Source organism: Rhizobium phaseoli (assembly GCF_003985125.1).
In the GTDB taxonomy this organism is placed as follows: Bacteria; Pseudomonadota; Alphaproteobacteria; order Rhizobiales; family Rhizobiaceae; genus Rhizobium; species Rhizobium phaseoli.
This window is the reverse complement of the sequence record NZ_ML133574.1, coordinates 118,790-141,994: the sequence shown is the minus strand read 5'-3', so window position 1 is coordinate 141,994 and position 23,205 is coordinate 118,790. Positions and strand designations below refer to the sequence as shown.

Below are 23,205 nucleotides of genomic sequence, written 5' to 3'. Positions count from 1 at the left end.
TCGCGTCCCTCTGCTCTATCGGAATTTAGGCGAAAATGCATGGGGACATAAGCCTTTGCCCACAGCGCATGCTTGCCCCGGCGGGCGGCACTCTTTATAGACCCGCCAGAGACAATAAGAGGCAGGGTCATGGTCTTTTTCCCCCACCGCCACCTCATCGGCATCAAGGGCCTCACCGAGCAGGATATCACCTATCTTCTCGACAAGGCCGACGAGGCCGTCAAGATCAGCCGCCAGAGAGAAAAGAAGACGTCGACGCTGCGCGGGCTGACGCAGATCAACCTCTTCTTCGAGGCATCGACCCGCACGCAGGCCTCCTTCGAGCTTGCCGGCAAGCGGCTCGGCGCCGACGTCATGAACATGTCGGTCGGAAACTCCTCGGTGAAGAAGGGCGAAACGCTGATCGATACGGCGATGACGCTGAATGCGATGCGCCCGGATGTGCTGGTGATCCGCCATTCGAGCGCTGGAGCGGCCGCCCTGCTCGCGCAGAAGGTCTCCTGCTCGGTCGTTAATGCCGGCGACGGCCAGCACGAACATCCGACCCAGGCGCTGCTCGACGCGCTGACGATCCGCCGCGCCAAGGGCAAGCTCTCGCGCATCATCGTGGCGATCTGCGGCGACGTGCTGCATTCGCGCGTGGCGCGCTCCAATATCCTGCTGCTCAACGCCATGGGGGCGCGGGTGCGCGTCGTCGCGCCTGCCACCCTGCTGCCCTCCGGTATCGCCGAGATGGGCGTCGAGGTCTTCCATTCGATGAAGGAAGGGTTGAAGGACGCGGACGTGGTGATGATGCTGCGGCTGCAGCGCGAGCGCATGTCGGGCGCCTTCGTGCCCTCGGTGCGCGAATATTATCACTTCTACGGACTCGACGCCGAAACGCTGAAAGCGGCGAAGGAGGATGCGCTGGTCATGCATCCCGGCCCGATGAACCGCGGCGTCGAGATCGCCTCCGAGGTCGCAGACGGCCCGCAGAGCGTGATCGCCGAACAGGTGGAAATGGGGGTCGCGGTGCGCATGGCCGTCATGGAGACGCTGCTCGTCTCGCAGAACCAGGGTCCCCGAACCGACGGAATGAAGGCATGAGCAACCCGATCGTCCTCAAGAACGTCCGCATCGTCGATCCCTCGCGCAATCTCGACGAGGTGGGCACGATCATCGCCGAAAACGGCGTCATTCTTGCCGCCGGCAGCGCAGCGCAGAACCAGGGCGCGCCGGACGGCGCCGTCGTGCGCGACTGCGCCGGTCTCGTGGCCACACCCGGCCTCGTCGACGCGCGCGTCCATATCGGCGAACCCGGCGGCGAACATCGGGAGACGATCGCCTCGGCAAGCCGGGCAGCGGCGGCCGGCGGCGTCACCTCGATCATCGTTATGCCGGACACCGACCCCGTCATCGACGACATCGCCCTTGTCGAATTCGTCAAGAAAACGGCGCGCGATACGGCCTCCGTCAACGTCTATCCGGCCGCCGCCAATACCAAGGGTCTTGCCGGCGAGGAGATGACCGAGATCGGCCTGTTGATGCAGGCGGGCGCCGTCGCCTTCACAGATGCCCATTCCAGCGTCCACGACACGCAGGTGCTGCGCCGGATCATGACCTATGCACGTGAATTCGGCGCCGTCATCAGCTGCGAAACACGCGACAAATATCTCGGCGCTAACGGCGTCATGCATGAGGGGCTTTTCGCCAGCTGGCTCGGGCTCTCCGGCATTCCGAGAGAAGCCGAGCTCATCCCGCTCGAACGCGATCTCAGGATCGCAGCGCTGACGCGGGGACGCTATCACGCCGCGATGATTTCCGTGCCGCAATCGGTGGAGGCGATCGAGCTTGCCCGCAGCCGCGGCGCCAAGGTGACCTCGGGAATCTCGATCAACAATCTGGCGCTCAACGAGAACGACATCGGCGAATACCGCACTTTCTTCAAGCTCTATCCGCCACTGCGCCCGGAGGACGACCGGGTGGCCATGGTCGACGCGCTTGCGCGCGGCGCCATCGACATCATCGTCTCCGCGCATGACCCGCAGGACGTCGATACGAAGCGCCTGCCCTTCGGCGAGGCGGCGGATGGCGCGGTCGGCCTCGAAACCATGCTGGCGGCGGCCCTCAGGCTTCACCATGGCGGCCAGGTCAGCCTGATGCGTCTGATCGACGCCATGTCCACCCGCCCGGCTGAGATTTTCGGCCTGGCTGCCGGCACGCTGAAGCCGGGAGCCCCAGCCGATATCACGCTGATCGATCTCGATGAGCCTTGGCTTGTCGCCAAAGACATGCTTCTCTCCCGCTCGAAGAACACGCCGTTCGAGGATGCGCGCTTCAGCGGGCGGGCGGTCGCGACATACGTCTCGGGAAAGCTTGTCCACGCACTTTAGGACCGGCTGGACTGAGGACAGGCCATCGGAGGGCCGAGGGGGCATATGTTATCCAATCTCATGTCATGGCAGATCACGCTGCCGATCGCACTTGCCGCCGCCGTCATCGGCTATCTCTTCGGCTCCATTCCTTTCGGCCTCATTCTGACGCGCGCGGCCGGCCTCGGCGATGTGCGCAGCATCGGCTCCGGCAATATCGGCGCCACCAATGTGCTCAGAACCGGAAACCGGAAGCTTGCGGCAGCGACGCTGCTGCTCGATGCGCTGAAGGCATCGGCCGCGGCCTGGATCGTCGGTTATTTCCTCGGACAGGAAGCGGCGATCATCGCCGGCTTCTTCGCCTTCATCGGCCATCTCTTCCCGGTCTGGATCGGCTTCAAGGGTGGCAAAGGCGTCGCCACCTATATCGGCACCCTTCTCGGTGTCGCCCCGATTATGGTCGTGCTCTTCGCCGCCGTCTGGCTGGCGGTCGCCTTCACCACCCGCTACTCCTCGCTGTCGGCGCTCGTCGCCATGCTTGTCATCCCGGTCGCCCTGCTGATCCTTGGCAATGAAAAGGTTGCGGCCGTCATGGCGATCATGACTGTCATCTCCTACTGGAAGCACAAGGCCAATATCTCCCGGCTGATGGGCGGAACGGAAACCAAGATCGGGGCGAAGGGATAATGGACGCGCCGCGCGCGGGACCAAAAGGCACGGTGCTGAGCGAAAGGCAGAGGATTGCCTGGCTGCGCCTGATCCGTTCCGACAATGTCGGCCCTGCGACCTTTCGCGATCTCATCAATCATTTCGGTTCGGCCGAAGCCGCGCTCGCGGCGCTGCCTGAGCTTTCGGCGCGCGGCGGCGCGACGCGGGCAATCCGCATTGCCAGCGAGATCGAGGCGCATCGGGAACTGGAGGCGGCGCATCGTTTCGGCGCCCGCTTCGTCGGCATCGGCGAGCCGGATTATCCGCAGGCGCTCAAACAGATCGACGGCGCGCCGCCGCTGCTGGCCGTCAAAGGTGCGCTTGCCGCCGCCAAGCGGCCGGCTGTCGGCATCGTCGGTTCGCGCAACGCCTCGATCGCCGGCGCCAAATTCGCGGCGATGGTGGCGCGCGACTGCGGCCGGGCGGGTTATTCGGTGGTTTCCGGCCTGGCGCGCGGCATCGACACGGCAGCCCACCGGGCAAGCCTCGAGACCGGCACGATCGCGGCCCTTGCCGGCGGCCTCGACAGGCCCTACCCGCCGGAAAATCTCGGCCTCATCGAGGAGATCGCCGGCGGCAACGGCCTGGCGGTGAGCGAAATGCCCTTCGGCTGGGAGCCCCGCGCCCGCGATTTTCCGCGCCGGAACCGGCTGATAGCCGGCATCGCGCTCGGTCTCGTGGTCGTCGAAGCGGCGACGCGCTCGGGCTCACTGATCACCGCACGCCTTGCCGGCGAGTTCGGCCGCCTGGTGTTTGCCGTGCCCGGCTCGCCGCTCGATCCGCGCTGTCATGGCACCAACGGCCTGCTGAAGGATGGCGCTTCGATCGTTACCGAACCTGCCGATGTTATCGAGGCGCTGGCGCCGCTGGCGCAATTCGAGCTGTTCCCCTCGTCGATGGCCGAGGAACCACCGCGTGGCGGCGGGGCAATGACGATGCCGCCCGGCGATACGGATCGCAACCGCATCATCGATGCGCTCGGGCCGACGCCGGTCGAGATCGACGATATTATCCGCCACACCGGCCTTTCGGCATCGGCCGTCTATCTCATTCTTCTGGAACTCGACATATCAGGCCGGCTGCACCGGCATCAGGGCGGCCTCGTTTCGCTTTCCGACTGAGCTTTGCGCGATATAAGAGAGCCGCTGCGGGAACTGCAGGAGCCGCGTGTCGAATTCCACGGGCGCGCCATTTTAAAATTGTATTCAGCGCACGATCTTCCCTCGATTGCACCGTACACAAGAACTAAAATTGTAGCAAACCCCTTGACCGCAGCGATTTCCCTGTCCATGTCGGAGGGCCAGTATCCAAGTTGCGCTGCGTGTTGCGCTGGCTTCCACGCCGGCGCGGTGTCTTTTTTAGAGAATCATCATGAATGTTGTAGTGGTGGAATCGCCTGCCAAGGCCAAGACGATCAACAAGTATCTGGGTTCGGGATACAAAGTGCTCGCCTCCTTCGGCCATGTGCGCGATCTGCCTGCCAAGGATGGCTCGGTCCTCCCCGATCAGGATTTCGAAATGCTCTGGGAGGTCGACGGGGCCTCGGCCAAGCGGATGAAGGATATTGCCGACGCGGTGAAATCCTCCGATGGCCTGTTTCTGGCGACCGACCCGGATCGTGAAGGCGAAGCGATTTCCTGGCACGTTCTCGACATGCTGAACAAGAAGCGGGTGCTGAACGGCAAATCCGTCAAGCGCGTCGTCTTCAACGCGATCACCAAGAAGGCGGTGCTCGATGCGATGGCCGATCCGCGCGACATCGACGTGCCGCTGGTCGACGCTTATCTGGCGCGCCGCGCGCTCGACTATCTCGTCGGCTTCAATCTTTCGCCGGTCCTGTGGCGCAAGCTGCCCGGCGCGCGTTCGGCCGGACGGGTGCAGTCGGTGGCGCTTCGTCTGGTCTGCGACCGTGAATCCGAGATCGAGCGCTTCATTTCGGAGGAATATTGGAACCTCTCGGCGCTCCTGAAGACGCCGCGCGGCGACGAGTTCGAGGCAAGACTGGTTTCGGCGAACGGCAAACGGCTGCCGCCGCGCGCCATCGGCAATGGCGAGGATGCCGGCCGCCTGAAAGCATTGCTCGAAGGCGCAAGCTATATCGTCGACACGGTCGAGGCGAAGCCGGTCAAGCGCAATCCGGGACCGCCGTTTACCACCTCGACCTTGCAGCAGGCCGCCTCCTCCAATCTCGGCTTCTCGGCGTCACGTACCATGCAGATCGCCCAGAAGCTCTATGAAGGCGTCGATATCGGCGGCGAGACGGTCGGTCTCATCACCTATATGCGAACCGACGGCGTGCAGATGGCGCCCGAGGCGATCGATGCGGCCCGGCGCGCCATCCTCGATCAGTTCGGCGAACGCTATCTCCCCGAAAAGGCGCGCTTCTATTCGACCAAGGCGAAAAACGCCCAGGAGGCGCACGAGGCGATTCGTCCGACGGACTTCTACCGCTCGCCCGATCGTCTGCGCAAATTCCTCGACGCCGATCAGATCCGGCTCTACGAGCTGATCTGGAAGCGCGGCATCGCCAGCCAGATGGCGTCGGCCGAGATCGAACGCACGACAGCCGAAATCACCGCCGACAACAAAGGCGAGAAGGCTGGCCTGCGCGCCGTCGGCTCGGTCATCCGCTTCGACGGCTTCATCGCCGCCTATACCGACCAGAAGGAAGACGGCGAGCAGAGCGACGATGGCGACGAGGATGGCCGCCTGCCGGAGATCAATGCGCGCGAAACGCTCGCCAAGCATAAGATCAACTCGACACAGCATTTCACCGAACCGCCGCCGCGTTATTCGGAAGCCTCGCTGATCAAGAAGATGGAAGAACTGGGCATCGGCCGGCCTTCCACCTATGCCGCAACGCTCGCGACGCTACGCGACCGTGACTATGTGACGATCGACAAACGCAAGCTGATCCCGCAGGCCAAGGGCCGGCTGGTGACCGCCTTCCTCGAGAGCTTCTTCACCAAATATGTCGAATACGACTTCACGGCCGACCTGGAGGAAAAGCTCGACCGGATTTCGGCCGGCGAGTTGAACTGGAAGCAGGTGCTGCGCGATTTCTGGAAGGATTTCTTCGCCCAGATCGAAGATACCAAGGAATTGCGCGTCACCAACGTGCTCGATTCGCTGAACGAGGCGCTGGCGCCGCTGGTCTTCCCGAAGCGCGAAGATGGCAGCGACCCCAGGATCTGCCAGGTCTGCGGCGCAGGCAACCTGTCGCTGAAGCTCGGCAAATACGGCGCCTTCGTCGGCTGCTCGAACTATCCGGAATGCAACTACACCCGTCAGCTTTCCTCCGAAAACGGCGGAGAAACGGAAGGGGGCGCGCTCAACGAGCCGAAGAACCTCGGCACCGATCCGACAACCGGCGAAGAGTTGACGCTGCGTTCGGGCCGCTTCGGCCCCTATATCCAGCGCGGCGACGGCAAGGAGGCCAAACGCGCGTCGCTGCCGAAAGGCTGGAAGCCGGAGGACATCGATTACGAAAAGGCGATGGCGCTGATTTCGTTGCCGCGCGATATCGGAAAACATCCCGAAACCGGCAAGATGATTTCCTCGGGCATCGGCCGTTACGGTCCGTTCCTGCTGCATGACGGTTCCTATGCCAATCTGGAAACCGTCGAGGACGTGTTCTCGGTCGGCCTCAACCGCGCCGTTACCGTCATCGCCGAAAAGGCGAACAAGGCGCCGGGCCGCGGTGCCCGCGGCACGCCGGCGGCGCTGAAGACGCTCGGCGATCATCCCGACGGCGGCGCCATCACCGTTCGTGACGGCAAATACGGTCCCTATGTCAACTGGGGCAAGGTCAACGCGACCCTGCCGAAGGGCAAGGATCCGCAGGCGATCACCATCGAGGAAGCGCTGGCGCTGATCACCGAGAAGGCCGGCAAGGCGCCCTCCGGAAAGCCGGCCAAGGCGAAAGCCAAACCGAAGGCAGCTGCGGCTGAAGCGAAGACCACCAAGACGGCCGCGAAGCCGAAGGCAACGAAGGCGAAAACGCCGGCGAAAGCGAAAAAGGGTTGAAGTGAGCAGGACACCGCGCGAAAGAACGAACCTCACGGGCAAACGCCCGGGCAAGATCGGCCGCGCCGGCAAGGATGCTCCCGCCGTCGAGCCGCTGAACATCGTCCACGGCGCGCTGCCTTCGCGCGAGGTGATCCTGCGCTTCATCGCCGATCATCCGCAGAAGGCCTCGAAGCGTGAGCTCGCCAAGGCTTTCGGGCTGAAGGGCGACAGCCGCGTCGAGCTCAAGCATCTGCTGCAGGAGCTCGAACAGGAGGGCATGCTGCAGAAGAGCCGCAAGTCGCTCATCCGCCCCGGCGCGCTTCCGCCCGTTACCGTGCTCGATATCACCACCCGCGACAAGGACGGCGAGTTGATCGGCCGGCCGGCGGAATGGCCGGAAGATCAGGGCGTGGCCCCGGCCGTCGCTATCCGCCAGCAATCGCCGGCAGGCCGCCAGGGCAAGAGCAAGGCACCGGTTGCCGGCCTCGGCGACCGTATCCTGGCAAAAATCTTCCCGGCCGTCGATCGCGGCGGGCCGGCCTATACGGCGCGGATCATCAAGGTGATCGACAGGCGCCGCGGCGCCTCGATGGGGGTTTTCCGCACCGCGCCCGGCGGCGGCGGCCGGCTGCTGCCGATCGAGCGGCGCGGCGAGGAGATGGTGATCGATCCCGACTTCACCGGCGGCGCTGCGGATGGCGACCTGGTTGAGATCGAAATCGCCCGGCTCGGCCGCTTCGGCCTGCCGCGCGCCAAGGTTCTGTCCGTTGTCGGCTCGGTCGGCTCGGAAAAGGCGATCTCGATGATCGCCATCCATGCCCATGGCATCCCGCATGTCTTTCCGCCGGCCGTCATGGCCGAGGCGGAGGCGGCAAAACCGGCGACGATGTCGCATCGTGAGGACTGGCGCGACCTGCCGTTGATCACCATCGATCCGGCCGACGCCAAGGATCATGACGACGCTGTCTATGCCGAGCTCGACCCCTCCCCCGACAATCCCGGCGGCGTCATCGTCACCGTCGCGATCGCCGACGTCTCCTGGTATGTCCGACCCAATTCACCCCTCGACCGCGAAGCGCTGAAACGCGGCAACTCCGTCTATTTTCCGGATCGGGTCGTGCCGATGCTGCCGGAGCGCATCTCCAATGATCTCTGCTCGCTGAAGGAAGGCGTCGACCGCCCGGCGCTCGCCGTGCGCATGAGCTTCTCCAGTGAAGGCCGCAAGATCGGCCATACCTTTCATCGCATCATGATGAAGAGCGCCGCCAAGCTTTCCTACCAGCAGGCGCAGGCGGCGATCGACGGCAATCCCGACGACAAGACCGGACCGATGCTGGAGCCGATCCTGAAGCCGCTCTGGCACGCCTATGAGGTGATGAAACGCGGCCGCGACCGGCGTCAGCCGTTGGAACTCGACATGCCGGAGCGCAAGATCCTGCTGAAGCCCGACGGCACGGTCGATCGTGTCTTCGTGCCGCCGCGGCTCGATGCGCATAAGCTGATCGAGGAAATGATGATCCAGGCGAACGTCGCCGCCGCCGAGACGCTGGAAAAGAAGCGCCAGGTCTTGGTCTACCGCATCCACGACGGCCCGACGCTTGCCAAGCAGGAAGTGCTGCGCGAGTTCCTGGCGACCCTCGGTATATCGCTTGCCAAAGGCGGCAATATGCGCGCCAACAGCTTCAACGGCATTCTGGCCAAGGCGGAAGGCACGGCGCACCAGACCATGGTCAACGAAATGGTGCTGCGCTCGCAGAGCCAGGCGATCTACAGTCCGGAGAATATCGGCCATTTCGGCCTCAACCTGATGAAGTACGCCCACTTCACCTCGCCGATTCGCCGCTACGCCGATCTCATCGTGCATCGCGCGCTCGTCGGCTCGCTCGGCTTCGGCGAAGGCGGCATCACGCCTGATGAAGAAGCCGCTCTCGACGATATCGCCGCCGAGATTTCGACCTTCGAGCGCCGGGCGATGGCGGCCGAGCGCGAGACCATCGACCGGCTGATCGCCCATCACCTGAGCACCCGCGTCGGCGAGGAATTTGCCGGCCGTGTCTCGGGGGTGACGAAATCCGGGCTTTTTATCGCGCTGCCGGACTATGGAGCCGATGGTTTCATTCCTATATCGACGCTCGGCAGCGACTATTTCATCTATGACGAGGCGCATCAGGCGCTCTCCGGTGAACGCACGGGGCTCGGCTATCGCCTCGGCGACAGCGTCACCGTGAAGCTTGCCGAAGCAATTCCGCTTGCCGGCGCGCTGCGTTTCGAAATGCTGAGCGAGGGGCGCGAGATGCCGACGGCGGTGCGCTCCTTCCACAAGGCCGGCCGCCGCGACAGAGGCCAGGTCCGCAAGAAACCCGGTACTAGGCCGCCGCGCGGGCGGCGTTAGCGCACCTCACGGCATCAAGCCTGATTCAGGAGCCCCGCGCTTTGGGGCTGAAAAGGAACATGCGATGGGCACACAAACCGATCCCACGGTCCGCTATGGGGACACGCCCGCGGTCGAACGCCCGCTCCGGCGCTCGATCCTGCGCGGGCTGATGAACCGCTGTCCGGCCTGCGGCGATGGCAAGCTCTTTCGCGCTTTCCTGAAACCGGTCGATCATTGCGCCGCCTGCGGCGAGGCGATGCACCATCACCGCTCGGACGACCAGCCGCCCTATATCGTCATCCTCGTCCTCGGCCACGTCCTCGTCGGCGGTTACATGCTGACCGACATGACCTTCGTTCTGCCGGTATGGGTTCATCTCGCCATCTGGGCGCCGATCACCGTCATCACCGCGCTTGCCTCGATCCAGCCGATCAAAGGCGGCGTCATCGGCCTGCAATGGGCGCTGCGCATGCACGGTTTCGGCGGGGAGAGCGACGGCCCTGATGATTACGACCTTCCCCGACGGCCGGATTGAACGCCTTCACCTTCCAGACATATTTAACGTGTAGTGGCTGCCCTCCACCGACACGCGGGCGTCGTCGATCCTCAACGACTTGACATGGTAAGCTTTTCTTGTCTGAACAGGCTTTACATTCCGCAGGCGGTCACTCACATCGGAAATACTGCGAAACGCTGCTCGTCACCGGGATTTGGCACGTCCGTGTCTTTCTATGCGAAGCGACCGGCCGATTCGCTCGCGAAGCTTTCTAAGGATGGATAAATGTCTCAGCCGAGAAACGGCACACCGGGCGATGTCGAAGAAATCCATTGGCCTTCTCTGGTGGCAGCCATCTCGTCGATATCAGCCGTCGGTATCGCAATCGGCCTCGGACTTCCGCTGCTCAGCATCATCCTTGAAAAACGCGGCATTTCATCCACGCTGATCGGGCTCAATACGGCGATGGCGGGCATTGCGGCGATGGCCGCCGCGCCTGTTACCACCAAGCTCGCCCATAAATATGGTGTTGCGCCGACAATGCTCTGGGCTGTGCTGATCTCGGCGCTGAGCGCACTCGGCTTCTATTATGCCGAGGATTTCTGGATGTGGTTTCCGCTGCGTTTCGCCTTCCATGGCGCAACGACGACGCTGTTCATCCTCTCCGAATTCTGGATCAATGCCGCCTCGCCGCCATCCAAGCGCGGCTTCGTTCTCGGCATTTATGCGACCGTGCTTTCTCTGGGCTTTGCCGCCGGGCCGCTGCTCTTTTCGCTGCTTGGCAGCGACGGCATCTTGCCTTTCCTGGTTGGCGCCGGCGCCATCCTGCTTGCCGCCATTCCGATCTTCATCGCCCGCTACGAGAGCCCGATCCTGGAAGAAAAGCCGGAGCTGCATTTCATGCGCTACGTTTTCCTGGTTCCGACGGCGACGGCGGCCGTCTTCATCTTCGGCGCCGTGGAAGCCGGCGGACTGTCGCTTTTCCCGATCTTTGCCGTGCGCGCCCATTTTACCGAATCGCAGGCCGCTCTTCTGCTCACCATGATGGGCGTCGGCAACGTCATTTTTCAGATCCCGCTCGGCCTGCTTTCCGACCGCATCCCCGACAAGCGGCCGCTTCTAGCCGGCATGGCACTGATGGGCTTCGTCGGCTCGATGATGCTGCCGGTGCTGGTCGACAACTGGCTGCTGATGGCCGGGCTCCTGCTGTTCTGGGGCGGCTGCGTCTCCGGCCTCTATACGGTCGGCCTTGCCCATCTCGGCTCGCGTCTGACCGGTTCCGATCTGGCGGCGGCCAATGCCGCCTTCGTCTTCTGTTATGCGATGGGAACCGTGGCCGGGCCGCAGGCGATCGGCGCAGCGATCGATGTCGCCGGAAATAACGGTTTTGCCTGGGCGATTGCCGCCTTCTTCGGCTTCTACGCCCTACTTTCCGGCATCAGATTAATGTTCATTCGAAAACGGACTTGACTTTTCGGGCGGGATTCGTAGTTTCGCGCCAGAATTTGCCGTGGAGCCTCATCCGGCTTCCACGGCTTTCATTTTCTTAAAGGCAGGACGACCATGGCCAAGGCTACAACAATCAAGATCAAGCTGCTGTCGACAGCCGACACCGGTTTCTTCTACGTCACGACGAAGAACAGCCGTACGATGACGGACAAGATGACGAAGACGAAGTATGACCCGATTGCTAAGAAGCATGTCGAGTTCAAGGAAACCAAGATCAAGTAATCACTTGGCCTCAGGATTTCAAAAAAGCGCGCGCCCTCGGGTTGCGCGTTTTTTATTGCCCGGAACGATGGTGTTTTGACAATGTTAGCGCAAACAAGAAACGCCGCCCTTCCATCTTCGGGAAGTGACGGCGTTTTCCTGAAAGGGGGTCGGCCAGCATGCAAAACGGCACGAGGAACCGTTATGACTTGCCTACCAGCCGACCGACCCCACGACCCAGGAGATGCGGCGGACCTGAGCATCATGGGGTATCGGACAGCTCCTCTACGGGAGCACTTCTGTTATGAGCCGATAATTTGCGCAGAAATGAAAGAAAATCAACAAATTCTTAATGATGAATTTTGTGAGCTTGATTCTATGGTTAAAAGTCCAGTTTTGACACACACAAAGATTTGACGCCTGTGCTTGCCTCCAAAGCCTAGTACCAAAAGCCCAGAAGAAATTCGACACTATAACTTAATAACTTAAGCCGCCCCTCCCCTTACGTGAGGTGACGTCGCCGCCCTCTATTTGACCCTCTTGTCAGCAGACATTCCTTTATAGTCCCCATTTCATTCCGAGCGCCGCCCGGCATTCCAGAAACTGTCGCACGCCACCATTATCCACAGCAACGCCTAGAGTCCATTTTTGGGCTATCGGGTTGCAAAATTTTCGGCGCGCGTCGCAGGGGCGAAGGTTACAAATCGGTAATAATTCGCTTACGGCAGTGGAAAACTCGCAAATGGCCGTAAAGCACGCCGCGTGATTCGTCAGGCGGCCGCGGCAACCACGCGATTGCGACCGGTATTCTTGGCCTCGTAGAGCGCAAGATCGGCCTGCTTCATCAGCTGGTCCGGTGTCAGTACCGTGCCCATCCGTGAGGCGATGCCGAAGGAAGCGGTGACATTGAGCGCTTGTCCGGCGTGCTTCAGCATGAAGGGGGCGCTCTCGACCGCGGCGCGCAAGCGCTCGGCGACAGCCGCGGCCACTTCCGGCGACGTGTCCGGCATGGCAACGACGAACTCCTCCCCGCCGTAGCGGCAGGCGAGATCGGCGCCGCGGATGGTCGAACGAACGCGGTTTGCGAATTCGCGCAGCACTTCGTCACCACCGTCATGGCCGTAGGTGTCGTTCACCTGCTTGAAACGGTCGATATCGGTGATCAGCACCGACAGCGGACGGCCCCGCGCCATCGAGCGATTGAAGAGCACGTTCAGGTGATTGTCGAGATAACGCCTGTTGTAAAGTCCGGTCAGCGGGTCGGTCACGGCAAGCTCGATCGTCTGCTTGACGCTGGCGCGCAGACGATCGTTGTAGCGCTTGCGACGGATCTGCGTCAGGCTGCGGGCAACCAGCTCGTTCGGGTCGACCGGACGGACGATATAATCGTTGACGCCGAGATCGAGCGCGCGCACGACCATCTCGTCAGCCCCCTGCTCGGTGATGATCAGGATCGGCAGGAAGCGTGTGCGCTCCAGCGATCGCAATTGCGAGCAGAGGCGAAGCGGATCGTAGTCGTCGAAATTGGCGTTGACGATAACGAGGTCGAAGGCGTGTTCGGCGGCTTCGAAGAGGGCTGCCTGCGGATCGGACAGGGCAAGCACATCGGCGACGGGCTTCAGCGCCCTGACGATGCGTTCCTGCGAATTGGCGCGGCCATCGACCAGCAACACCTGGCCGGCTTCGTCTGCGCGGCCCTCGCCTGTCCGCATGAGATCGCCCATGCCCATCGTATGGGCGGTGTCGGCGCGGATGCGCAGCTCATCGCTCAAAGTTTTCAGCCGCAGCAGGCTCTTTACCCGTGAGATCAGCTGCAGATCATTGACCGGTTTGGTGAGGAAATCGTCGGCGCCGGCCTTCAGGCCACGCACGCGGTCGGCCGGCTGGTCGAGCGCCGTGACCATGACGACGGGGATATGGGCGGTCTTCTGGCTGGCCTTCAGCCGCTCGCAGACCTCGAAACCATCGATACCGGGCATCATGATGTCGAGCAGGATCAGATCGACCTGGTTGCGCTCGCAGATTGCCAGCGCCTCGTGGCCGTCGGCGGCGGTCATCACGTCGAAATACTCCGCGAGCAGCCGCGCTTCAAGCAGCTTCACGTTGGCCGGAATATCGTCAACCACCAGTATTCGCGCAGTCATAAGCGTCTTTCCGATGCGTCAGGCATCGCCCAGATAGGTCTTGATCGTCTCGATGAATTTCGGAACCGAGATCGGCTTGGAAACATAGGCCTCGCAGCCGCCCTGGCGGATCCGCTCCTCGTCGCCCTTCATCGCGAAAGCCGTGACGGCGATGACGGGAATCACATGCAGCTCGTCGTCTTCCTTCAGCCATTTGGTGACTTCCAGGCCGGAGACTTCGGGGAGCTGGATATCCATGAGGATGAGGTCGGGGCGATGCTTGCGCGCCAAATCGAGCGCCTCCATGCCGTTTCTCGTCTGGATCGTGGTATAGCCGGACGCCTCGATGAGGTCGCGAAAGAGCTTCATGTTGAGCTCGTTATCTTCTACAATCATCACCTGTTTGGGCATGACAAGCTGTCCCTACGTCCGTTCGCGCAGCGGTTCGTCCCATGAGAAAGGCACATGCGGATGAAGAGCTCCGTGAAACCGATAGCGCACGCTAGCGGTATTTGGTTGAAGAAAAGGTAACTTACCCCTCGAAATGCAAAGCAACTTCAAGACTTCGAAACAACTGGCGGCCGACCCGCACGAGACGGCGATCGCCGTGCTCGGCTGGCTTGCCGACGATCCCGACATGTTCGGCCGCTTCCTGGCGCTCACCGGCGTGGCGCCCGGCCAGGTGCGCGACGCCGTCAACGATCCGGGCTTCCTCGCCGGCATGATGGATTTCCTGATGAACCACGAGCCGACGGCGATGGCCTTCTGCACGGCGAGCGGTCTCAGTCCGGAGACGGTGACCGCCGCCTGGCGGCATTTCTCCTCGCCGGGTCTCGATTCCGGAGAATACTGAGCGTGACCGAGCTCGATATTTCGCATATCCGACTCGGCGAGCGGCCGCTGATCGTCTGTGACGTCGACGATGTCGTGCTGCGGTTCATCGATCCTTTCCAGCTCTTTCTTCAAAGCCTGGGCCATGAATTCCTGCCGCGATCGTTCCGGCTGCACGGCAACATCGTTTCGACAGCGGACGGTACGGAGATCGAGAGCCAACAGGTCAGCCGGCTGATCGAAGACTTTTTCGAAGCGCAGGAACTGTGGCAGACGCCAGTCGACCACGTCGTCGAAACGCTCGACCGGCTTTCGCAGGAGGCCGATATCCTGTTCCTGACGGCGATGCCGCCACGGTTCCGGGATCAGCGCCGCCGCCTGCTGGACAGTGCCGGGCTGCTCTTTCCTCTGCTTGCCAGCGAGCAGCCCAAGGGGCCGATCGTCCACGCGCTGCATGCCAGCCGCTCCTTTCCCGTCGCCTTCATAGATGATATGGCGCACAATCTGCATTCCGTCAGGGACCATGTGGCCGATTGCCTGCTCATTCACCTGATGCCGGAATCATCGGTCCATCGTTTCGCGCCGGCAGCGGCCGACGACATCACCCGCGCCATCGACTGGGCGCATGCGGCCGAGCTGATCGAGGCGCATTTCCTTGGCGGCTCGTTCAGCCGCGCAATTCCAGCCGCATGAGCGGCCGTCCGTCCTTGCGCCTTGCCACAGTCTCGAACCCGGCCGCGTCAAAGATCGCCGTCGAGCCGATGCAGAGCGTCACCGATTTCGACTGCTTCACGTGGTCAATCGGACAGGCTTCGATGAGCCGTGCGCCCTGGCGCCTGGCATGATCGATCGCCCCGGCGAGCAGCCGGTGGCTCATTCTCTTGCCGCGCAGCCTGGGCAGCAGGAAGAAGCAGCTGACGGCCCAGATCGACGGATCCTGCGCATCGCCCTCTTCCAGCGGCCGCGACACAGTGCGCGGCGAATTGAACTGCGGCACGTCGTGGCGCGGCCCGACCTGCACCCAGGCGACCGGCTCGCCACCGGCATAACAGAGGATGCCCGGCGGCGGCCCTGCCTCGATCCGCTCCTGCATATGCGCCTTGCGCTCGTCGGCCGCCATTTTCGTCCTCACTGCATGCGGCAGCCGCAGCGCCACACACCAGCAATTGTAGAAAGCGCCCTGCGGCCCGAACAGGGTTTCGAAGTCGCCCAAGCGTTCCGCCGTCACCGGCTCGAAACGAAGATCGTTATCCAAAGGCAAAGCTCCCAGCCTCTCTTGAGACTCGTCAGCTTAAGGCGTAGTGTCGCGACGTTCAACCTTTGTTCTCACCATGACGCCCGCGCCTGACAAGACACCCGGCTTCTGTCGCGACTGCCTTGCCGAGCAGAAGGGCGAGGCGCGCCGTTGCGTATCCTGCGGCAGTCCGCGTCTGGTGCGCCATCGCGAGCTCTATGCGCTGACGCTTGCGCATATCGATTGCGACGCCTTCTACGCGGCTGTCGAGAAGCGCGACAATCCCGACCTTGCCGACAAGCCCGTGATCATCGGCGGCGGCAAACGCGGCGTCGTCTCCACGGCCTGCTACATCGCCCGCATCCACGGCGTGCGCTCGGCGATGCCGATGTTCAAGGCGCTGGAGGCATGCCCACAGGCCGTCGTCATCCGTCCTGATATGGAGAAATATGTCCGGGTCGGGCGCCAGGTGCGGGCGCTGATGCAGGATCTGACGCCGCTGGTGCAGCCGCTGTCGATCGACGAGGCCTTTCTGGAACTTGGCGGCACCGAGCGGCTGCATCACGACCCGCCGGCGCGCACGCTCGCCAAATTCGCCCGCCGGGTCGAAACGGAGATCGGCATCACCGTCTCGGTCGGTCTTTCCTACTGCAAATTCCTCGCCAAGGTCGCCTCCGACCTGCAGAAGCCGCGCGGCTTTTCCGTCATCGGCCGCGAAGAAGCGGTCGAATTCCTGGCGCCGCGTCCCGTCACCACGATCTGGGGTGTCGGCAAGGTCCTTGCCGCGACGCTGGAGGCGGATGGCATCCGCACCATCAGCCAGTTGCAGCAGATGGAGGAGAACGACCTGATGCGCCGCTACGGCAGCATCGGCCAGCGGCTCGCCCGCCTGTCGCGCGGCATCGACGACCGCGAGGTGCATCTCAACGATGCCGCCAAGAGCGTCTCGGCCGAGACGACCTTCTTCGACGACATCTCGCGCTACGACGATCTGGTGCCGATCCTGCGCAATCTTTCCGAAAAGGTCTCCTGGCGCCTGAAGAAAGGCGACATCGCCGGCCACACGGTCGTGCTGAAGATGAAGAGCGCCGACTTCAAGACGCGCACCCGCAACCGCAAGCTCGAGGACCCGACCCAGCTGGCCGACAGGATCTTCCGCATCGGGCTCAAGCTGCTCGAAAAGGAGACAGACGGCACGAAATTCCGCCTGATCGGAATCGGCGTCACCGATCTCGGCGATGCCGCACGCGCCGATCCACCCGATCTGATCGACCGGCAGTCAGGCCGGCGGGCGGCGGCCGAAGCGGCGATGGACAAGCTGCGCGACAAGTTCGGCAAGAACACGGTCGAGACCGGCTACACCTTCGGCAGCAGCAGGCGCGATCAATAAAGCGTGAGCCTGGGCTGCCATTCATTCAGCCTATAAAATCTTCCTTAAACTTCGTCCCATAATGTGCCGGACCAGTATTGCGTATGGTTGGTTATCATGGTCTCGCGTTTCGTCTTCGGCCTCGGCTTGCTGTCGGCCACCGCACTCGTGCACCCTGCTTTTGCCGCGGATGTGCGCACGCTGCAGATCTTCGTTTCGAAGAACAAGCAGTCGCTTGCGGTCTATGACGGCACCGAGGTCGTGGCGACCTCGAAGGTCTCGACCGGCAAGGACGGGCACACGACGCCGAGCGGCATTTTCTCGGTGCTCGAAAAGCAGAAATACCACGAATCCAATCTCTATTCGGCCGCCCCGATGCCCTTCATGCAAAGACTGACCTGGTCTGGCATCGCCCTGCATGAATCGAATTCCGTGCCGCGTTATCCGGCCTCGCACGGCTGCGTGCGCATGCCCGGCGCCTTTGCGAAAATGCTCTATGGGATGACCGAGCCGGGCATCCCCGTCATCATCAGCGACGGCGAGCTGGTGCCGCAGCCGATCGACCATCCGACCCTCTTCCACCCGGATGCGCCGGCGGCAATGCCGCTGCTTTCGGATGTCGAATTGCGGCCCTCCATGCCCGACAATCCCGCGGCGCCGGTGCAGGTGGCGATGAACGATACCGCCGCCATGCCGATGCCGATGGTGCAGCCGCTTGCAACGCGTGAAGCCGAGCCGCCGTCAGAGCCGATCAGCATGCTCATCACGCGCCGCACGCTGCGCGAGACGGTGATCGACATCCAGATCCTGCTCAACGCACTCGGCTTTTCCGCCGGAGATCCGGACGGATTGCTCGGCCCGTCGACCGTTGAGGCGATCAGGGCTTTCAAGACGCTACGGCCGGCGGAATTTGCCGGCGACAAAAGCCTGGTCTCCGATACATTGCTCAAAGCGCTCTATGCCGCAGCCGGCAAAGGCGAACCTCCGAACGGCGTCATCATGGTGCGAAAGGCGTTCAAGCCGGTGTTCGAGGCGCCGGTGACGATCGCCGATCCGGGGCTGGCGCTCGGCACGCATTTCTTCACCCTGCACGCGGTCGACGAAACGGCCGGCACGGCGGACTGGCTCGGCATTACGCTCGAAAACAATCTCTCTCGCGAGACGATGAAGCGGCTCGGGATCAGCAATCAGGAAAGCTCGATCGTCACCGGCAAGCCGATCGCCCATTCGCTGAGCCGGATTACCATCCCCGACGAGACCCGCCGCAAAATCGACGCGCTGATCGCGCCCGGCTCGACGCTGACGATCTCCGATACCGGCCTCGGCCGGGAGACCGGCGAAGGCACGGATTTCATCACCATTACCCGCGGCTGACGGCCATCAGCCCAGGTGTGGTGTATCACCCTGGGTGAGGTCCATAACTCTCGGTGAGGTGCATTACCCCCCGGCGATCCACATCGCCTCCGGGGCGATCGGTTTCACCCCGGGCGTTCGGCTTCGCCATTAAACCAGCTCGACGTCGACGACGCCGGGGGCAGCGCGTAGAGCGGCGGCGATCTCCGGGGTGATGCGGTATTTCTCCGGCAGCGCCACTTCGACCTCGCGCTTGCCTTCTTCCTTGATGACGATGAAGGAAACCAGGCCGTCGCCCTTGGCGTTCAGGTGGCCGGCGACCATTTTCAGCGGCCCGGAATCGCGGACATAGACGCGCAGCGCCTTCTGCATCTGCAGCGACTTTTCCTCCAGCGACTGGATCGTCTGGATGCGCAGACCGATGCCCTCGGGCCGCTCCTCGCCGGTCGCGGTCAGCAGGAAGGATTTTCCGGACTCCAGCATGTCGCGGTATTGGTTGAGCATTTCCGAAAACAGCACGGCCTCGAACTGGCCGGACGAATCCGAAAAGACGATGATGCCCATCTTGTTGCCGGTGCGGGTCTTGCGCTCCTGCTTGGAGATGACAGTGCCGGCAAGACGCGCATTGGACGCCCCCTGTTTGATCGCTGCGGAAAACTCGGCAAAGGTCTGCACCCGCATCTTCTGCAAGATGTTGCTGTAGGAATCGAGCGGGTGAGCCGTGAGATAGAAGCCCAGCACCTGAAATTCCTTGAGCAGCCGCTCCGAGGCAAGCCAGGGCGAAAACGGCGGCAGGGCAATCTTTTCAGGCCCCGAGGTCAGGGTGCTGCCGAAAATATCCGACTGGCCGCTCAGCTTGTTTTCCTGCGCCCGCTGGGCATAGCCGAGGATGCGGTCGAGCCCGGCGGAAAGCTGGGCGCGGTCGGTGCCGAAGCAATCGAAGGCGCCGGCATAGATCAGGCTTTCCAGCACGCGGCGGTTCACCTGGCGCGGATCGATGCGCAGGCAGAAATCCTCGATACCGGCGAACGGCGTATCGCCGCGCACCTCGACGATATGGTCGACGGCGGATTCGCCGACGCCCTTGAGAGCGGCCAGCGCATAATAGATGCGGTTGTCGCCGGTCTCGAACTGGCGGAAGGAGGTCTGCACCGACGGGGCGATCACCTCGATGCCGAGGCGCTTGGCGTCCTGGCGGAAGTCGTTGACCTTTTCCGTGTTGGACATGTCGAGCGTCATCGAGGCGGCGAGGAATTCCACCGGATAATGCGCCTTCATATAGGCCGTCTGGTAGGAGACGATGGCATAGGCGGCGGCATGCGACTTGTTGAAGCCGTAATTGGCGAACTTCGCCAGCAGTTCGAAGATATTGTCGGCTTGCGGCTTCGATACGCCGTTCTTGACGGCGCCATCGACGAAGCGTTCGCGCTGCTGGTCCATCTCCGCCTTAATCTTCTTACCCATGGCGCGGCGCAAAAGATCGGCTTCTCCGAGCGAATATCCGGACAGGACCTGGGCGATCTGCATCACCTGTTCCTGATAGACGATGACGCCTTGGGTTTCCTTGAGCAGGTGGTCGATCATCGGATGGATCGATTCCAGCTCTTCGTCACCGTGCTTGCGGGCATTGTAGGTCGGGATGTTCTCCATCGGGCCCGGACGATAGAGCGCCACCAGCGCGATGATGTCCTCGATGCAGTCCGGCTTCATGCCGATCAGCGCCTTGCGCATGCCGGCACTTTCCACCTGGAACACGCCGACCGTCTCACCGCGTGACAGCATCTCGTAGGTCTTCTTGTCGTCCAGGGGAATGGCCGCCAGGTCGACACTGATGCCGCGCTTGGCGACGAAATCGACGGCGACCTTCAGCACGGTCAGCGTCTTCAGGCCGAGGAAGTCGAATTTGACGAGGCCCGCCTGCTCCACCCATTTCATGTTGAACTGAGTGACCGGCATGTCCGAGCGCGGATCGCGATACATCGGCACCAGCTTGGACAGCGGACGGTCACCGATGACGATACCGGCGGCATGGGTCGAGGCATGGCGGTAAAGCCCCTCGATCTTCTGGGCGATATCGAGCAGGCGCGCGACCACCGGCTCCTTGGCCGCTTCCTCCTGCAGCTTCGGCTCCTCCTCGATCGCCTTGGAGAGCGGCGTCGGATTGGCCGGATTGTTCGGCACAAGTTTGCAGATCTTGTCGACCTGGCCGTAGGGCATTTCCAGTACGCGGCCGACGTCGCGGAGTGCTGCGCGCGCCTGCAGCGAACCGAAGGTGATGATCTGGGCCACCTGTTCGCGGCCGTATTTGGCCTGGACGTAACGGATCACCTCTTCGCGGCGGTCCTGGCAGAAGTCGATGTCGAAGTCCGGCATCGAGACGCGTTCCGGATTGAGGAAGCGCTCGAACAGCAGTGAAAACCGCAAGGGATCGACGTCGGTGATCGTCAGCGCATAGGCGACCAGCGAACCGGCGCCCGAACCACGGCCGGGACCAACCGGAATGTCATGCTGCTTGGCCCATTTGATGAAGTCGGCAACGATCAGGAAGTAGCCGGGAAAGCGCATGCGTTCGATCACGCTGAGCTCGAATTCGAGCCGCTCGCGATAATCCTTTTCCTCGTAACCTGGCGACATGCCGAGGGTCGAAAGCCGCATGTCCAGCCCTTCGACCGCCTGGCGGCGCAATTCACCCGCCTCGGCGCGTTCGGCCTCCTCGGCGTCGTCGGTCGCACCCGTGAAGCGCGGCAGGATCGGTTTCCGCGTCTTCAGCACGAAGGAGCAGCGCCTGGCGATCTCGATCGTGTTCTCCAGCGCTTCCGGCAGGTCGGCGAAGAGCTTGGCCATCTCGGCGCGGCTCTTCAGATAATGATCCGGCGTCAGACGAAAGCGGCTGTCGTCGGAGACGATGGCATTATGAGCAACCGCCATCAGCGCATCATGGGCGTCGTAATCGTCGCGTGTCGGAAAGAAAGCCTCGTTGGTGGCGACCAGCGGCAGGTCGTGGGCATAAGCGAGCCCGACGATCTTCTGCTCGTGCCGCTTGTCGTAGGTGCCATGACGCTGCAGTTCGACATAGAGCCGGTCGCCGAAGAGACGCTTCAGCATCAGCAGCCGCGCTTCGGCTTGGGCGGTATGGCCCTCCCTGATCGCCGCGTCGACCGGCCCTGTCAGGGCGCCGGTCAAGGCGATCAGCCCTTCCGTGCCAGCCTCCTCCAGCCAGGAGGCCCTGATATGAATGGCCTGGTTGCTGTCGCCGCCGAGATAGGCGCGGCTGACGAGATCGACCAGCCTTTCGTAACCGGCCTCCGTTGCGGCGAGAAGGACGATCGACGGCAGCTTGACCAACGCCTGCTGGCCGCCGCGTTTTTCGGTCTCCAGCCCATCTTCCATGTCGATCGAGACCTGGCAGCCAATGATCGGCTGCAGCCCGTCGTCCATTGCCTTCTGCGAGAATTCGAGGGCGACGAACAGATTGTTGGTGTCGGTGATGGCGATGGCCGGCTGATTGTCGCCGGCCGCCTTATAGAGAATCTTCTTCAGCGGCAGCGCGCCTTCGAGAAGCGAATAGGCGGAATGGACCCTCAGGTGAATGAAGCCCGGCGTGCCGCCGATCGCCTCACCCGTCGAACCCTTTACCGTATCCGCCATGACATGCCTTCCCAATCACCGAATGAATCGGACGCATTGTCGGCATGGAGGGCAATGATGTCCAGAAGAAGTCCCGCGTCCGAACCACATGATGACCATGCAGTCCCCTGAAAACTTTAGATGGCGATGACGATGAGTGAGAAGCTGGCAACGAACATTGCGATGGAGGTGAATGCTGCGATATCACGGATCATGTCAGTCATCTGGCTCTCCTTTACTCGTTATGTTTTCAATTTGTTCCATCTATGTTCCGATGTCAACAGGAATCTTTTCTCTCTGCTTGCGTTTGAAAAACAACCCTGCGATGCAACGATTCGGTGAAGGCTTCGGCGACGGGCTTGGGGGTGCCGAGCCGCGGCCTCGAAAACCCGTCATGCCGCAAAGAACGTGGAGACGTTCCGCCATGACAAAGGCTCAACGCATTTGTTCTGTTTATGTTCCGATCGTTCTGCTATATCCCTGCTGACGAGTCAGGAGGAGGATCCTATGCCCGAGACTGCGATGCTGAACGAATTCGTCGTCGAAGCCAAAGCTGCCAGTTATGTCGGCGGCGGCGTGCCGCGTCCGCCCTGCCGGCTGGGGTCTCACGATATCGGCTATGAGCGCGGCGACTGGCGCTATCTCGACAGCTATTTCGGCGGCACCGACTTTGCCGGACAGGAAGTGGTGTGGTTTGCCGACGAGCCGATCTGGGCGATGAATTATTTCGGCTGGGTCATTGCGCCCGATCTCATTGATGCCAGCGCAGCGGGCACAGTGATCAAGGCGGCGCTTTCTGCCATGTATCGGCAGGATCGGTTTCTCGGCGGAATGGAATTCGACCATCCGTTCGGTCGTTATATCGATCGCAGCGAAGGCGGCTGCGAACGGTTCAGCGGTCACGAATGCATCCTGGTCGACGGGCGAAAGGCTTACGCGCTCGACTATCGCGGTGGCCTGATCATCCCCTGACGGAGCCGGAAGCGGGTCGATTCCAACCCGTCGATTGATGGGTCCGCTC

General features: G+C 62.4%; 18 protein-coding genes. 14 read left to right on the top strand and 4 right to left on the bottom strand.

Annotation, left to right across the window (positions count from 1 at the left end; genetic code table 11):
• The first annotated feature begins 129 nt into the window (after window positions 1-129).
• From EFD56_RS18385 to rpmG, 9 genes are all read left to right on the top strand, one after another.
• Entirely contained in the window at window positions 130-1,086 is a 957-nt protein-coding gene (locus EFD56_RS18385) for an aspartate carbamoyltransferase catalytic subunit (protein ID WP_004676639.1), read from the top strand.
• Window positions 1,083-2,372, top strand: a complete 1,290-nt coding sequence (locus EFD56_RS18380; RefSeq protein WP_064827372.1) for a dihydroorotase — start codon at window positions 1,083-1,085, stop codon at window positions 2,370-2,372. The genes EFD56_RS18385 and EFD56_RS18380 overlap by 4 nt, the downstream gene beginning before the upstream one ends.
• A gap of 45 nt (window positions 2,373-2,417) precedes the next feature.
• Complete coding sequence (plsY, locus tag EFD56_RS18375) at window positions 2,418-3,038, top strand: glycerol-3-phosphate 1-O-acyltransferase PlsY (protein ID WP_037117526.1); 621 nt, start codon at window positions 2,418-2,420, stop codon at window positions 3,036-3,038.
• Window positions 3,038-4,180, top strand: coding sequence for a DNA-processing protein DprA (gene dprA, locus EFD56_RS18370; protein ID WP_085742252.1), 1,143 nt, complete (start codon window positions 3,038-3,040; stop codon window positions 4,178-4,180). The genes plsY and dprA overlap by 1 nt, the downstream gene beginning before the upstream one ends.
• Window positions 4,181-4,430: 250 nt before the next feature.
• Entirely contained in the window at window positions 4,431-7,085 is a 2,655-nt protein-coding gene (gene topA, locus EFD56_RS18365) for a type I DNA topoisomerase (protein WP_126905949.1), read from the top strand.
• A gap of 1 nt (window position 7,086) precedes the next feature.
• Entirely contained in the window at window positions 7,087-9,459 is a 2,373-nt protein-coding gene (gene rnr / locus EFD56_RS18360; protein WP_085742250.1) for a ribonuclease R, read from the top strand.
• A 64-nt stretch (window positions 9,460-9,523) separates the two neighbouring features.
• Window positions 9,524-9,976, top strand: coding sequence for a DUF983 domain-containing protein (locus EFD56_RS18355; RefSeq protein ID WP_126905948.1), 453 nt, complete (start codon window positions 9,524-9,526; stop codon window positions 9,974-9,976).
• A gap of 246 nt (window positions 9,977-10,222) precedes the next feature.
• Window positions 10,223-11,407 carry an MFS transporter gene (locus tag EFD56_RS18350; RefSeq protein WP_004668458.1) on the top strand — a complete coding sequence of 395 codons (1,185 nt, stop codon included), beginning with the start codon at window positions 10,223-10,225 and terminating at the stop codon, window positions 11,405-11,407.
• 93 nt (window positions 11,408-11,500) lie between these two features.
• Window positions 11,501-11,668 (top strand): 50S ribosomal protein L33, encoded by a 168-nt coding sequence (gene rpmG, locus EFD56_RS18345; RefSeq protein ID WP_003587245.1) that lies wholly within the window; start codon window positions 11,501-11,503, stop codon window positions 11,666-11,668.
• Between the two features lie 749 nt (window positions 11,669-12,417).
• Here the strand turns inward: rpmG and EFD56_RS18340 are convergent.
• Both EFD56_RS18340 and EFD56_RS18335 read right to left on the bottom strand, forming a co-directional pair.
• Window positions 12,418-13,791, bottom strand: a complete 1,374-nt coding sequence (locus EFD56_RS18340; RefSeq protein WP_085742248.1) for a PleD family two-component system response regulator — start codon at window positions 13,789-13,791, stop codon at window positions 12,418-12,420.
• A gap of 18 nt (window positions 13,792-13,809) precedes the next feature.
• Complete coding sequence (locus EFD56_RS18335) at window positions 13,810-14,181, bottom strand: response regulator (protein WP_003547430.1); 372 nt, start codon at window positions 14,179-14,181, stop codon at window positions 13,810-13,812.
• Window positions 14,182-14,314: 133 nt separating this feature from the next.
• Here EFD56_RS18335 and EFD56_RS18330 point away from each other — a divergent pair, with 133 nt between their 5' ends.
• The gene (locus EFD56_RS18330) at window positions 14,315-14,623 is read left to right on the top strand and encodes a DUF3572 domain-containing protein (protein ID WP_126905947.1); all 309 of its coding nucleotides are present in this window, start codon (window positions 14,315-14,317) and stop codon (window positions 14,621-14,623) included.
• Entirely contained in the window at window positions 14,620-15,294 is a 675-nt protein-coding gene (locus EFD56_RS18325; RefSeq protein ID WP_085742247.1) for a hypothetical protein, read from the top strand. The genes EFD56_RS18330 and EFD56_RS18325 overlap by 4 nt, the downstream gene beginning before the upstream one ends.
• Here EFD56_RS18325 and EFD56_RS18320 read toward each other — a convergent pair.
• Window positions 15,269-15,856: a GNAT family N-acetyltransferase gene (locus tag EFD56_RS18320; protein WP_085742246.1), complete on the bottom strand. Its 588-nt coding sequence runs from the start codon at window positions 15,854-15,856 to the stop codon at window positions 15,269-15,271. The genes EFD56_RS18325 and EFD56_RS18320 overlap by 26 nt on opposite strands.
• 76 nt (window positions 15,857-15,932) lie before the next feature.
• Here EFD56_RS18320 and EFD56_RS18315 point away from each other — a divergent pair, with 76 nt between their 5' ends.
• Window positions 15,933-17,225 carry a DNA polymerase IV gene (locus EFD56_RS18315; RefSeq protein ID WP_126905946.1) on the top strand — a complete coding sequence of 431 codons (1,293 nt, stop codon included), beginning with the start codon at window positions 15,933-15,935 and terminating at the stop codon, window positions 17,223-17,225.
• Window positions 17,226-17,321: 96 nt separating this feature from the next.
• Window positions 17,322-18,578: a L,D-transpeptidase family protein gene (locus EFD56_RS18310; protein ID WP_085742244.1), complete on the top strand. Its 1,257-nt coding sequence runs from the start codon at window positions 17,322-17,324 to the stop codon at window positions 18,576-18,578.
• A 129-nt stretch (window positions 18,579-18,707) separates the two neighbouring features.
• Here the strand turns inward: EFD56_RS18310 and dnaE are convergent, their stop codons facing one another.
• Window positions 18,708-22,205, bottom strand: coding sequence for a DNA polymerase III subunit alpha (dnaE, locus tag EFD56_RS18305; RefSeq protein WP_126905945.1), 3,498 nt, complete (start codon window positions 22,203-22,205; stop codon window positions 18,708-18,710).
• 486 nt (window positions 22,206-22,691) lie between these two features.
• On the opposite strand from dnaE, the gene EFD56_RS18300 reads away from it, so the two are divergent.
• On the top strand, window positions 22,692-23,156 hold the full coding sequence (locus EFD56_RS18300; protein WP_085742242.1) for a DUF5680 domain-containing protein: 465 nt from the start codon (window positions 22,692-22,694) through the stop codon (window positions 23,154-23,156).
• Window positions 23,157-23,205: the final 49 nt, after the last annotated feature.